The sequence below is a fragment of the Shewanella sp. ZOR0012 genome, from assembly GCF_000798835.1.
Lineage (GTDB): Bacteria > Pseudomonadota > Gammaproteobacteria > Enterobacterales > Shewanellaceae > Shewanella > Shewanella xiamenensis.
On the sequence record NZ_JTLE01000094.1, the window covers coordinates 3,259,338 to 3,273,305 of the forward strand.

Sequence of the window (13,968 nt, forward strand, 5' to 3'; positions counted from 1 at the left end):
TTAGGCATAAAATTTTGAGCGAGATCGCTTTTTTATTCAAAACCCCAGTTATCGATTAATACCTTTTGCTTAGCCGATTTTGCGAGTCACAAACTAGGCAAACTGCATGCAAGCTAACGTAATTTCTTAGCCATGGTGCTCGGTATTAATCAACTTGCCGAGCTGATCGTAATGATTCCAATCCCCCGCTTGGCGATCGGCAAGATAACTGCCTTCACTGCGTTTTTCGCCATTGGGCCAAAACTGTTGCCATAAGCCTTCCCTGCGATCCTTCAGATAAGTGCCTTGCTCGGCGAGTTTGCCATTGACGTGATAATAGCTAGCTTCGCCTTCTTTTTGACCCTTTAGCCAAGTTTCACTCAGTTTAGGGTTACCATTTTGATGGTATTCCCTGCGCTCGCCGTCGAACTCGCCTTTAGTGTATTGGGCTTCGAGTTTGAGCTGGCCATTGCTGTAATACTCTTTGCTAGCGCCATGTTGTTGATTATCTAAAAATTCGCTGCTGGCGGCTAAAATGCCATCCTCATACCAGCTTTCCCATAATCCTGTTTGCAGGCCTTTATCCATAGTGCCGCTAAGTTTAAGCTGGCCATTATTGGGATAATATTCGGCATAGGTGCCCGTTTTATCATTGTTATCATAGGTTTCTAAGCGATAAACCACTTGTTTAAAGCTGTAGTACTCGCTAGTGCCGTGGCGTTTATTATCTTTCCAGTAGGTTTTTTGGCTGATATTGCCCTCGGGGATGGCGCCGTAGGTTGGATCTTTGGCTTCATAGCGGTAATCAATCCAGAGGCCGGTTTTTTGATTATCCTCGTATTGGCCAGTGACGCGGCGGCGACCTTGGTAATATTCGGCGTAATCGCCATTGAGTTTGCCGTTAACAAAGGTTTGTTCTTTTTGCTTAAGGCCAGAAGCATATTGGACCCAAAGGCCTTCTTTTAAGCCTGCTTTATATTCGCCTTCTTCATTAAGGTCGCCATTGTAGTACCAGCGACTAAAGTGGCCGTCGAGGGGATAACTATTACTGTTATCCGCTTTGCTGCGGGCGAAGTGAGCAAGTTCTTTCGGTTTGCCATTATCATAAAAAGACTCGTATTTACCGACCCAAGCGCCCTCGATACGCTCGCCGCGCTCATTGGCAGTGCCATCTTCATAGTAGGATTCGGAGCGGCCAGTGAGTTTGCCATTAACATAAACATCTAAGCTGCGGAGCTGGCCATTGGTGTGGTAACGGCGAAATTCTCCGTCACGTTGACCTAGCTTCCATACCTCTGCGGTTTGCAGTTTGCCGCCGTTATAACGCTCAAACAATCCATCCTTTAAGCCCATGTTGTAGCTACTTTTTTCGATAAGATTACCGTCCGTATCGTAGCGTTCGGAGGGGCCATGCAAGGGGTATTGACCATTATCAGCCAGTTGCGAGTCCTGGTAGGTGCGCAGTTCTTTAAGTTGGCCATTAGGGTGAAAGTACTTTTGCACGCCTGCGAGCATATCCTGCTTGTAGTTCAAATCGCTGGTCAGTACGCCCTCAAGGCTAAAGTACTGCTGGCGTCCCTCTAACACATCATTGAGGTATTGCTCTTCGACTTGGAGTTTGCCCAGTTCATTAAATTGCTGGCACTTACCGTGGCGCAGCCCCGCTTGATAGTGGCATAGGCTCGCCAGTTCACCACTGGGGTAAAAGGTGCGTTCTTCACCCTCAAGTTTATCAAGATTAAATTGGCTGGCACTGGCTTTGGTGCCGTCATCGAAAAAGGTTTCCCATAACCCTTGGCGACGACCATCAGCATCAAATCGGCCGCTTACGACCACTTGGCCTTCGGAGTTTTGTTCAAGATAGGGGCCGGTGAGTTGGTTATTGGCGTAGGTTTGGCTTTGGGAGAGGGTGCCGTTTTCATAAAAGCTTTCCCATTTACCGTGGCGAAGGTTATCAAGATAACTTTCTTGCGCCTGCAATTTACCGCTGGGGAAGAAGCGCTTAACTTCGGACTTTTGGCCATTTTGATAGACAGTGCTTTGGTTAACATGGCCAGTGGCGTTAAATTCTTTCCATTCGCCAATGGGGACACCCTTGGCAAATTGTTGTTCTTCGGTTATCGTGCCATCTAAGTCGAACAGCCGCCAAGTACCATCTTGGTAGCCCTGTTGGTAATTACCTTCAACGATTCTGCTGTTATTAGTATGAAATACTTGCCATTTCCCATTAGGTATTCCCTGAGAAAATTGCCCTAAGGTATAGCCTTGGTTATCGCGAACGATGGCGATATCGCCATTTAATGGCATACCCGTGGCGAGATTGTAATAGCTTGGGATCCCGTTCTGCTGGCGAATTTCGACCATCATGGAAGATAGATTTTGCGCTGCCAGAGCATGGACACTGACTAGGCTGGCTGCGGCAGTCGCGAGGCTGATAAAGCGAAATGGCGTATAGAACATGCTGATTCCTTGCTCTGGGTCTTAAGGCAGCGCCTTTGCGGCCTATATAATTACTCTGTTGAATTTATGTCTTTGGCGCAGGACATAATGCAGTGCCCTGCGCCAAGGTTTACGTTAATTGATTAAGCTAAAACGTTGAGAAAACAGGGTCAGGAGCAACTACCGGCGGCGGTGTTTCCTGATTCAAAAACTGGCCATGATTGTAGCGATTAATCACCTCTATCCAGCCATGCTCTTCAAACTCGTATTGCTTACCATCAAGCCTGCCCTGATCGTCATAATTGGCGATTTGGAGCACATAATCCTCAGATGAGCGCAGTTCCCAATGGCCGACTTGTTTACCTTGATCAAAGCGACCATACCAATAACGTCTTTCAGGGTTGGGTATTGGGCGGAAACCGTACTCACCATCGGTAAATATCCAATCGCCATCCTGTTGACCATTGCGGTATACGCCTTTTTCATACAATTGACCATTGTTGGCGTAACGTTGCACTAAGCCGTCGGGGTTGCCATGGTTAAAATTTATTAATTCAAGCAGTTGCCCTGAACTTGTCTCATTACGAAACTCGCCATGGAGTTCACCATTGTCATCATAGTTAAAGGTGAGGCTGGCATCCTCTTGCTGCTTCTTCCATTTGCCCGAGGGCTTGTCATTGGTATATTGACCCTGTTCAGCCACCCAACGCTTACCCGTTTCATGGTCGAATTTCACCATTTCATAGGGGCCTTCACGCTTGCCTGCGTTAAAATGCTCGCGGGTTATAACGTCTGTACCACTACGGCTCTTGACGGATTCAACATACAAGCCAGTCAATTTTTTATCGAGTTCCTCGCGACGATTCACTAATTCGCCTTGCTCGTAGTCTTCGCTAAGTGACCAGTTTTTGAGTAGATCGTTTTCTGCGCTCTCAATCAGTTGGCCTTTACTAAAGCGCTGCTGTTTACGATAAACCCAACGATTACCTTGGTATTTGCTGTCGGTGGTTTTTTTAATTTGCCCTTGTTCATCGTATTCAATAGCTTGGAGGGCATCACCTTTATCGTTAGTCAGTTCCTTTAATTGGATCTGACCATTCTCATAGTAAGTTAGTTGCTCACCAACCTTATAATCAGCTTGATATTGGTAATGGCGTTTGACGTTGCCATTGTCAAAATACTCAAAATAGTCACCGTGCCTTTTGTCTTTAACATACTCTTGGGTCGAGATGACTTGCCCATTTAGGCCCCAAGTGGTCTCAGTTCCTTGCAATAGACCATCAACGCGATGCTCTTCACGGTTAAGTTTGCCAAGATTAAAATATTGACTCACACAGGTTGGGTCATTGCAGATCTTGGCGGTGACTTCACCTTCGGGGCCAAAATGTTCGCTGATGCCGACTTCTTGGCCATCTTTAAAGGTGGTTTTGTAGCGGATATTGCCGCCATTCCAATAACCCGTTTCGAGACCTTGTTTCACACCATTTTCATAGTGCGATTCAACATACAGTTGGCCGGTGGCAATGTATTTTTTAAGCAAGCCATGAAGTTGGCCTTGCTCGTTACGAAAGCCTTGCTCGTATGGTTTGCCATCCTCAAAGTAACATTGATATGCACCGCGAAATTGTTCGCTGGTGAGTTTGTTACCTATGTTGTTATCGGCGAGGGCACTGGTGCAAAAAAGCATATCTTTGTTTTTGTAATAAACCTCAGCCTTATAATGGCCGTCGATCACTTCGGTCGATTGTTTTAGATAGTACTGAGCCTGTTTTTCATCTTTGACAACCTTCCAATGGGCATCGAGTAACACCTTTTGTGCATTGGCATGGGTACTGATAAGTACGAATGCTCCTAGGAGCAGTTTTACGGTAAGTAGACGCATAACAGCTCCTTTTTATGGCAAAGGTTTAAAGGTGAATTCATAGGGGGTATCGCTGGGTTCTTTGGCTATCGTCATATAACTCACCTTGGCGGCGGGGCCTGCAATACTCAAATAGCGCCCATCGACTAGCACCTCGTTAATCGGCTGCTGAGTATTTTCGGGGAGTCGAATGGTTAACAGATTGCCTCGGGCATCTTCGACCTTAAAGTAATTGTTAAGATTGCTACTCGGCTCATTGCCATATCCCGTTTGCGTCAGCCAAGATTGTAAATCGATTAACCAAGGGCGGTCTGTCGCGGCCAGTTCTAAAGGCTGCCAATGGATATCACCTTGGCAACGGATCTTACCCTTGATCTGCTTATCGTAGAAAAACTGCCGCACATGATCCGGAGTCATCAACATATAGGCACTGCCGCTTAGGGCATTGGGAACAAACTGCCAAGTGACGGGATTTTTACCCTCATTAAAACCCTGTTCTATTTCAGGTTTACAGGCGGTCGCCAAAGCCGCTGACATGGGAATAGATAGATTATGGCCATTGTCAGACACCAGTTTTATCCCTTGGATCGTATTGACCTCATTTTTAGCGCTATCTAGCGTCGGATTGGTGAAGCTACCTAGGCTGGCGTTACCAAACTCGGTGGGAGGATTCGCCAGATTTTTGTTGTACTCGGTAAATTGTACAAAGCGAATCGTCTTGGTTTGAGTCAACTCCGGCTGGGGTTGTTTCTCGATTAACACCACGGTTTTTGGGGTCTCATCGAGCTTGAGCAACAGTGCGTTGCTGGTGAGGTGATGTGGCTCATCGGCCCCAATTAATTGTTCTAGCAGTTCCTTTTCGGTCGCCGTTAACCAGGAGGGATAATTACCTTCGCGACGGGCCTCTGCGATCATGCCTTTAAACTGTTGGAAAGGCAGATTAATACTCTGATCATCACTCTGCTTTGATATGACTTTAAACAGTTTCGCCTCGGCATCGAGCACCTGGATTGTTAGGTTGGCATCGCCAAAGGTGTAAGGTGTTGCCAGCAATTCATCCCACGACTTTTCGACGATCTTATTCGTCTGTGGGATAAGCGTTAGCTTGGCATTAATATGGTCTATCTGCTTGAGTTTATTCGCAGTGTTATCCCACCCCGTCGCAATAATATCGGTTGCAGATTCAATCGAGGGATTATAATTCCTCGCCCAACCTCTACCGTGCTGCCAGAAGTGAATATCAATCGGTTTACCGTTAGCATCAAAGGCGCTTAAGTCCTCATAACGTACATCGGCTTCCACATATTGCGGGCTCATATTGTGGACAAAGCGCAATTGCAGATCTTCAGGGGTATCAGTACCCCAAGGGCCAACATTATCTAAAATACCTTGTTGATCAGGTAATAAGGATTTTATAAATGCCTCATTATTGGGGCGATACTCCTGCGGTACCTCGCTAATGCGGTATAGCTCCTTTTGCCGATCATCCCTATCGCGCTCAGCATCAAATCTATCATCGGCATGCCAAAGCGTGCTCATGATATACGGCCTATCCTTAGGCGCCATCACTGTGCGGTGGGTGAAAGTGCTGCCTTGGCGCTCTTCCCGTTGAAAAAACGCCATGCTCTCTAACCAACCGGTTTTGCGGTTAACTTCGAACTTGCCATAGGCCTTATACTTGCCTTTTTCACCTTGTAACACGGCGATTAATTTATCTTCACTGACCTGCTCAACCGTCCAAGTTAAGCGCCCATCCATGGGGGCGCTTGTGCTGTAACCGACGCGAGGCTCAAGCGCCACAGGCAAGGTTGGGGCTTGTTTAAACAAGTTATTAAGATTTTGCCAGCGCTCAAATAACTCCTTGATATCTTTTTGATCCATCTTGGCAATGGGGGTTAATTGGCGGACTTCACCATTGTTAAATTCCACATTAAAGCCATCTTTAACCAACTGAGCGATTTCATTGGATTTGGCTTTTGGGTCGATATTACTCACTGGGATCGGCATGCCATAATCGCTAATTTGCAGCAGGTTAGGTTGGATAAAAAAGCGGGCATTATGGGTTAGTGGTGTGGTTAAGCTGGCCGTCTTACCTTCTGTATCTTGTAACTGGTAATCCAGCAGCAATCGTGCCTGCAACACTTTACGAGTTTCGAAACTATCGTTGAGGTGTGAAGTAGAAATAATCTGATACTCGCGCGAAGCGGGAATACTTGCTGACTTATCAGAAACCTGATTATCGCAAGCCGTTAACCCAAGCGTGAGCGTGACAGTGGTACAAAGTACCCTGCATATCCCTATAGCCATTTGAACTCCATTAGTAACTTATGTTATTGAAATGTAATGATATTAATATGTTGTTTGGCGACATTATACACAAAAATGCCCCTAGGGAATAAAAAGCTCACGCCAATTTGGGCGCATGATCAACCATAAATTGGCTATTGATGAGTGGAGAATTATTAAATGGGCGGCATAAAGCTAATTGCCCTGACAAGCTCTCATCCTTTACTCTTGGTAAGGCCGCTAGATAACTCACAAGCTAGGGAATATAAACCAGTGGTTAGCTTGTTTAATGGAGAAAGAACGATGAGCCCAGATCATAAGCCAGAACTAACCACACCACCTTTCCCTGTCATTCCTCAGGAAGCCTTTGACTGGTATGACGAATATGCCCACGGCATTATCGACCGCCGTGAGTTTATGGCTCGCCTTGCGGGCCTAGTGGCACTGGGTTTTACCATGACCACGCTGACGGGCGCACTAATGCCTAATTACGCCTTAGCCGAGCAAGTCTCCTTTAACGATCCCAGCATTCAAGCCAGTTATGTGAAATTTCCATCCCCCGATGGTTATGGTGAAGGTCGCGGTTATTTAGTCTTGCCAAACGCGTTGCTGATCCCAGGCCAAAAGGCTGGCGATCCTAAGACCTTAGATCCCACTAAAAAAGCGCCCGTGGTGTTAGTGGTACACGAAAACCGTGGCCTTAATCCCTATATCGAAGATGTGGCTCGCCGCTTAGCGGCCAAGGGCTATATAGCCTTTGCCCCCGATGCGCTTTATAGCCTTGGTGGTTATCCCGGTGATGATGATGCGGGCCGCACCATGCAAGCGAGCCTCGATAGGGCCAAAATCGAGCAGGATTTTATCGCCGCCGCGCGCTTTTTAAAGTCGCACCCGCAGAGTAATGGCAAACTCGGCGCCGTCGGTTTCTGCTTTGGTGGCTATATCGTCAATATGCTTGCCGCAACCATGCCGGACGAGCTTGCGGCAGGCGTGCCTTTTTATGGCACACCCGCAGCAACTGAGCTGCGCAGCCGAGTGAAAGGCCCGTTGATGTTGCAATTTGCCGCTTTAGATCAACGGATTAACGATACATGGGCCGAGTATGAAGCCCAGCTAAAGGCTAATAAAGCCGATTACGTCGCTTATCTTTACCCGAATGTGAATCATGGTTTCCATAACGATTCCACCGCCCGTTATGATGAGCAAACGGCTGAGCTCGCATGGACAAGAACCTTAGATTTTTTTGGTAAACATTTACTCGTATAAGTCCATTTGGCGCTATTGCAACGCTTGATGGGCTGATGTTTCTTGCGTTGCCAACTTGTAGGTGATTCGTTGTTTTATACGCGAGTGGGATCAAAATACTTGCTATCGGTTCCCATCTCGCTAGAATGCCCGCTCGAATACCTTTAAGTAGAGGCGCGCTGCCTATGACTACTTGTGCGGAGGGTGATGCCGCAGATGTACAAGGAAAGGAGTCAGCGCCGAAGTAGCCAGGTCATCAAACCGAGCTGCTGGTTTTGCATCAAATAGGTGCAAGACTGCCATAGTCATCCACTATGGAGCGCTACCTGAAGGGGCTGAGGAGTAATACCTCCCTATAGGTTTTGTTTCTTTATCCTCTCGGTAGATCTCCACCCGTTTTTTGGTGAAAAGAGATCATGGACATTAGTCATTTTGCTGACTCAGGTTGGTCAGTACTTCCCCCTTTGTTAGCCGTCGCCTTGGCGATCATCACACGTCGCGTACTGTTATCCCTTGGCGTAGGGATTGTGGCCGGCAGTTTGTTACTCAATCAGTTTTCTCCCCTTGATTCACTGCACTATATGTTCAATACCGTGCTGAAGATTTTTTGGGTCGATGGCGCACTTAATCGCGACAATATCAATATGTTGCTGTTTATGTTGCTGCTTGGTGGACTCATTAGTCTGATGACGGTTTCTGGCGCCACCCGCGCCTTTGCCGAGTGGGCAGCTAAGCGCGCTAAGACCCGTCGCGGCGCAAAAGGCTTAACTGGGGTGATGGTGTTTGCGTTTTTTATTGACGACTTTTTTCATAGTTTGTCGGTTGGCGCTATTTGCCGTCCGGTGACCGATCGCTTTCAAATCTCCCGCGCCAAACTGGCTTATCTTTTAGATTCCACCGCTGCGCCCGTGTGCGTATTGATGCCCATCTCTTCTTGGGGCGCTTATATTATCGCGCTTATCGGTGGCATTATGGCCGCCCACGGCATTAGTGAGCAAAGCCCAATCTCAGCCTTTGTTGAGATGATCCCAATGAATCTGTATGCCGTGTTTACCCTGTTGATGGTGCTGGTGGTGATTATCTTTCAAATGGATATCGGCCCAATGCGTAAACATGAAGCATGGGCGCTGGAAGGGAAGCTTTGGGATCCGACTAAGCCTCGTCCAATCGGCTTAGATATGGAAAGCCCTGAAGAAAGTAACGGTGGCATGATCGATATGGTATTGCCGATCCTAACCCTCACCGGCGCGACCGTGTATTTTATGATCTCCTCCGGAGCTGCTGTATTGGATGAAAAAGGGCTGCCATTTAGCGTACTTGGCTCCTTTGAAAACACCAATGTGGGCTCCTCGCTAGTGTATGGCGCGCTGTGCAGCTTGGCGGTGTCAATTGTGCTTGCGCTGCGGTTAAAATTGGGTGCAAAAAACTGGCTTAAAGCCGCCCCGCAAGGCGTGATGGCCATGCTACCCGCCATTAATATTTTGCTGTTTGCCTGGGCGATTGGTGCGGTTGTTCGCGATGTTGAGACAGGCAAATATCTGGCCTCCCTCGCCAACGGTAATTTGCCAATGGAAGTGTTGCCTGCGGTGGTGTTTGTGTTGTCCTGCGCCATGGCATTTGCCACCGGAACCAGTTGGGGTACCTTTGGTATTATGTTGCCACTGGCCGGCGACATGGCCGCAGCCAGCGATATCGCGTTAATGCTGCCAATGCTTGCCGCAGTGCTTGCGGGCTCAGTGTTTGGCGATCATAGCTCGCCGATTTCCAGCACCAGTATTTTGTCGGCCACGGGGGCAGGTTGCCACCATATTGACCATGTGATGACCCAGCTACCCTATGCGTTAGCCATCGCCTTTGGCGCCACCTTAGGCTATTTGGCCATGGGGATTATGCATTCAACCTTAGCTGGATTCGCCGTAAGCGCCCTGTGGTTTGTGCTCTTCACTGCTTATCATCTGCGTAAAACGAAAAATCAGCCTTTGTTAGCTACGGCATAAGGCACTTTTACACGCTATCAACCAAGGGGCCCACGGGCCCCTTGCTTTTTTGTGGGCTTGAGTAAGCCTGCATCCATTCAAGCAAACTTAAGTCATCACTTAACTATCTAATTTGTAATGTGAAAGTGGTAGACAGATGTTAAACACAACGTTATCTTAGGTTTTTAACAAGGATGAAACTTAATCGTGACCTCGATTCAGTTCACTTGCATCAGGAAGATGTATCTTTATTTCGCAAGAACACCTCCTGAACAATATGCGATAAGACTCTAGGTGCTAGGTTCTAGGTTCTAGGTGCTAGGTGCTAGGTGCTAGGTGCTAGGTGCTAGGTGCTAGGTGCTAGATGCTAGATGCTAGATGCTAGATGCTAGATGCTAGATGCTAGATGCTAGATGGTAGATGCTAGATGCTAGATGCTAGATGCTAGATGCTAGATGCTAGATTCTATAAAAGCATTACAGCAGTGCAATCCCTTGGCTAATCGGTGTTAGCCAAGTGCGGTAGCCATGGAAAGATTTTTGTCGGTTCACAAAGTAGTGAACTGGTTATTTAGCGGCCTTTCGGCCGAGGTGAATCAAGGTCGTGGGTATTCAACCCACACCCGACCAAGAGGGGATCAACAGCAATTCCCTCTTGGATCTCCCTTGCCGCCCCTAACGGAGTTGAAAGCCCCTTGTGCTCATTGGCAAATTTGCTATCGCTTCCGAAGGATGCGTCCCTGCACCTGCGAAAGCTAGCTCGCCCTCCATGGCGAGACTCACGCAATTTGTCTATTCGCCCTGCGGCAACTCCGAGGGGATGGTGTACTCCTTCGGCTCAGGTGTTATTGGTCGATTTTTAAGGCATAAAAATGTGCCTGTCCGATCTTTTTCCGAGGGGGATAGTGTATTCCTTAGGCTCAGGTGTTATTGGTCGATTGTTAAGGCATAAAAACTGCCTGTCCGATTTTTTGGATGCTTGTGGCAACATCTAGAACTGATTTACTCATTAAGTTATGGTGTTATTGGTTGGTCTTAAAGAAGCAATTTTTACTTTTAAATATTTTGTAAATTAAATATTCATGTATTTTAAATATTTTTATGAGGGAATTATGCATCCAATTTTAGAAAGTTATGTAGATGATTTGTCTGAAAGATATCAGTTAAATGAAGGCGAATCAAAGAAGTTTGAAGTTTTTTGTAATTATTGTGTTTTATCATTGATATATTTTGGACGGTTTAATCCTTTAGATGTTACTACTGCTGGAGATGACGCATCGATAGATGGTGCAGCAGTAGTCATTGATGGGGAGTTAATCTTAACCGTCGATGATGCTAAGTCTGCATTTGAAACTCATCGGAAAAATATAAATGTTGAAATATTATTTACTCAGGTTAAATCTGGAGAGTATTTTTCAAAAAAAGATGTGTCATCTTTTGCATTAGGCTTACAGGATTTTCTCACTTTAAAACCCAAATTACCTCAAGGTGATTATAATAATGAGGTTCTTTCAATTATAAATGTGGTCATTAAAAATTTGAAGAAAGTTACTAATAGTCGCCCAAATTGTTATATATATTATTGTACTAGTGGTAATTATTCTAAGGAACGTGAGCTTGAAGCTTCATTTCTAGTTTTGAAAGATACAGTTGAGGGAAGCGAGCTATTTAATGATGTATTTGTAACACCGTTTGGGAGAAAAGAATTACTTGGTAGTTGGAAAAGCGTAAACGAGAAAAATGAAGCAAAGGTGAAGGTTGTTGAGTATTGCGGTATTCCTGCAAATCGAGATGTTCCACAATCATATATTGCTGTTGTAAATGGTAAGGTTTTTGTTGAGTCTTTATTGCTTGATCAAGAACGTAATTTGAAACATGGTGTCTTTGAAGAAAACGTTAGAGCATTTCTCGGAGATGAGAATTCAGTGAACACTAACATCTCATTAACGTTGAGGTCTAAAGAGAAAAGGCATTTGTTTTCGGTGTTGAATAACGGAATTACAATCGTAGCACCTCAATTAACATTAACTGCTAACTCTAAAGAGTTTGATTTAGTTAATTATCAAATTATTAACGGTTGTCAAACTAGCAATACTTTATATCAGGAAATTGAAAGTTTGGATGAAACAGTAAATGTTGTTGTTCGTTTTATTGAGTCTCCAGATAATCAAATATCGTCAGATATAATATCTGCAACTAACAGTCAAACTAATATATCACAGGAAAGATTTCATGGTTTGAAAGAAAAAGCAAGGTTAGTTCAGCACTATTTTGACTCACAAAATTCTAAAAATAGCGAGACGCATAATCAAATATATTTCGAAAGGAGAGAGAATGAATATCGAGATAAAAATTGCTACGCAACACAAATATTTGATGTTAGGGAGTTAGGTCGAGCTTATGCTGCAGGTATATTAAATGAGCCTCATACAGCATCTCGTTATGTAAAAAACTTGTTTATCATGATGGGGGATAAGTTTTTCAAAGATGATGACTCTGAAGCTTTATATTATCTATGTGCTCTTATATTGTATAAGTTTAATACTTTGGCAAATGGCCGAAAAGAAAATGCACATTTATATAGTAAATATAAGTGGCATATTATCACTCTATTTATGTGGGTGGCTCACAGTAAAGTTGAAGTGATTCACCCTAATGCTTCAAAAGCTAATAAATATGCAGATAAGGTTATTCAAAAGCTAAATTCAAGCGATAGGCAATATACTGATATTTTTAAAAAGTGTTTTTCTATTATAGATATGATTTCTCCTGCGGTGACAAATGATCAAATAAAACGTTCAAAATTTACATCTGATCTGAAATTGAAAGCTGAAGAATATTTAAGAAAGAAATAACTTAAATTGATATCCACTTATATGCGGGTTTAATTGGACACCCATTGTTAAATTCTAAAATTGGTAGTAAAGATTACTCGGTTTGCTTTGCATGGCTAAATAGCTGTCCCGAATAGGAATTTAATGGGACACCCATTGTTAATAATGCGCAGAATAAAATGGACATCCATTAAATAAAATCTAGCCACCCATTACGGTGGCCTGATGTATCTGTGATGTATCTGATGTATCGGTGATGTATCGCTGCCTGATTTATTTGTAGTGGAAGAGAACTAAAAAAGTAAATTTAGAATCAGCAAATTGGCATGAAAATTTAGAGATATTGTCATTTTTACCTAATTAACTGCCGATAGACTAATAATATAAAAATCTAACAATAATTTGCATGGAGTATGGCGATAAATGAAATTGAAACAGGCTTTGCTAATTGGTTTAGCACTTTTTATATCAAAATCTGCTTATTCAAACCCTTCAGAATGTTGGGTTGAAGATCCTGATGTTCAAGGAACTTATGAGGGAGATTGTGTAGCTGGTAAAGCTAATGGTTTTGGAGTTTCAACAGGAAAGGATACCTATAAAGGTGAATTTAAAGATGGGTATTTACATGGAAAAGGTACCTACACATGGCAAAGTGGTAGGGTATATGAAGGGGATTGGGTCGATGGGAAGCGGACAGGGAAAGGCAAATGGCAAGAATGTGGTCCAGCCTCTGGTTGTGACTACTATGAGGGAGAATGGCTGAATAGTAAGTTTAATGGATTTGGTACGTTTTCTTACCGTTGTAACTGTAAGTTTATTGGTTGCCAACGTTGTACAGATCACGGATTGTTTGAAGATGGAAAATTAATTGAATCAGCACCATCAGATGTGACGTCTATAAAAGAGTTCAAAGCTTGGAAAATGAAAGAGAGTAAAAAAATTAATGCTTATGAAGATAAGGTTCGCTCTTTTAGATCTAACTTATCTGTAGGTGATGATTCTTCAGTTGGTATTATTATAGAAGTAAAAGAAAATATAGTAAAAGTACAGACAAATGATAGCCAATGCACACAGCGAAATAATAATGGAGATTGCTTAAATTGGATTACTACACCTGTAGAAAAATGGTTTAAGAAAAATGATATTTATCCTAGAGATTAAATCCTCATTGCTTTAAGGTTTAATTGGAAATCCATTGCTAAATTTCTAAAATTGGTAGTAAACATTACTCGGCATACTTTGCATGGCTAGCGAGCAACACAAAAGCAGCAGAAGTTCACCTATCCCCTGCGAAGTTGCCGCGGGGCGTTGGAATAAATTGCGTGAGTCTGGTCATGGATGACCAGCTA

At 44.3% G+C, this 13,968-nt stretch carries 7 protein-coding genes and 1 riboswitch; of the genes, 4 read left to right on the forward strand and 3 right to left on the reverse strand.

The features are described from left to right. Positions 1–126: 126 nt before the first annotated feature. The 3 genes from L976_RS15930 to L976_RS15940 form a co-directional block, all read right to left on the reverse strand. Positions 127–2,439 carry a toxin-antitoxin system YwqK family antitoxin gene (locus L976_RS15930; RefSeq protein WP_047538292.1) on the reverse strand — a complete coding sequence of 771 codons (2,313 nt, stop codon included), beginning with the start codon at positions 2,437–2,439 and terminating at the stop codon, positions 127–129. Positions 2,440–2,566: 127 nt separating this feature from the next. Next, positions 2,567–4,300 carry a toxin-antitoxin system YwqK family antitoxin gene (locus L976_RS15935; protein ID WP_047538294.1) on the reverse strand — a complete coding sequence of 578 codons (1,734 nt, stop codon included), beginning with the start codon at positions 4,298–4,300 and terminating at the stop codon, positions 2,567–2,569. A 12-nt stretch (positions 4,301–4,312) separates the two neighbouring features. Then, on the reverse strand, positions 4,313–6,586 hold the full coding sequence (locus L976_RS15940) for a hypothetical protein (RefSeq protein WP_047538297.1): 2,274 nt from the start codon (positions 6,584–6,586) through the stop codon (positions 4,313–4,315). Positions 6,587–6,868: 282 nt separating this feature from the next. Here L976_RS15940 and L976_RS15945 point away from each other — a divergent pair, with 282 nt between their 5' ends. From L976_RS15945 to L976_RS15960, 4 genes are all read left to right on the forward strand, one after another. Then, complete coding sequence (locus L976_RS15945) at positions 6,869–7,831, forward strand: dienelactone hydrolase family protein (RefSeq protein WP_047538300.1); 963 nt, start codon at positions 6,869–6,871, stop codon at positions 7,829–7,831. A 140-nt stretch (positions 7,832–7,971) separates the two neighbouring features. Next, positions 7,972–8,143: riboswitch (Lysine riboswitch) on the forward strand. Positions 8,144–8,226: 83 nt separating this feature from the next. Continuing rightward, complete coding sequence (locus L976_RS15950) at positions 8,227–9,807, forward strand: Na+/H+ antiporter NhaC family protein (protein WP_047538303.1); 1,581 nt, start codon at positions 8,227–8,229, stop codon at positions 9,805–9,807. Between the two features lie 1,090 nt (positions 9,808–10,897). Beyond that, the gene (locus L976_RS15955) at positions 10,898–12,640 is read left to right on the forward strand and encodes an AIPR family protein (protein ID WP_047538305.1); all 1,743 of its coding nucleotides are present in this window, start codon (positions 10,898–10,900) and stop codon (positions 12,638–12,640) included. A gap of 402 nt (positions 12,641–13,042) precedes the next feature. Further along, entirely contained in the window at positions 13,043–13,780 is a 738-nt protein-coding gene (locus L976_RS15960) for a hypothetical protein (RefSeq protein WP_047538308.1), read from the forward strand. Positions 13,781–13,968 lie beyond the last annotated feature (188 nt).

What these genes read in the sequence shown, in the direction of transcription:
- L976_RS15930 (WP_047538292.1), bottom strand. Translation starts at nt 2,439, where the DNA reads ATGTTCTATACGCCATTTCGCTTTATCAGCCTCGCGACTGCCGCAGCC.
- L976_RS15940 (WP_047538297.1), bottom strand. Translation starts at nt 6,586, where the DNA reads ATGGCTATAGGGATATGCAGGGTACTTTGTACCACTGTCACGCTCACG.
- L976_RS15945 (WP_047538300.1), top strand. Translation starts at nt 6,869, where the DNA reads ATGAGCCCAGATCATAAGCCAGAACTAACCACACCACCTTTCCCTGTC.
- L976_RS15935 (WP_047538294.1), bottom strand. Translation starts at nt 4,300, where the DNA reads ATGCGTCTACTTACCGTAAAACTGCTCCTAGGAGCATTCGTACTTATC.
- L976_RS15950 (WP_047538303.1), top strand. Translation starts at nt 8,227, where the DNA reads ATGGACATTAGTCATTTTGCTGACTCAGGTTGGTCAGTACTTCCCCCT.
- L976_RS15960 (WP_047538308.1), top strand. Translation starts at nt 13,043, where the DNA reads ATGAAATTGAAACAGGCTTTGCTAATTGGTTTAGCACTTTTTATATCA.
- L976_RS15955 (WP_047538305.1), top strand. Translation starts at nt 10,898, where the DNA reads ATGCATCCAATTTTAGAAAGTTATGTAGATGATTTGTCTGAAAGATAT.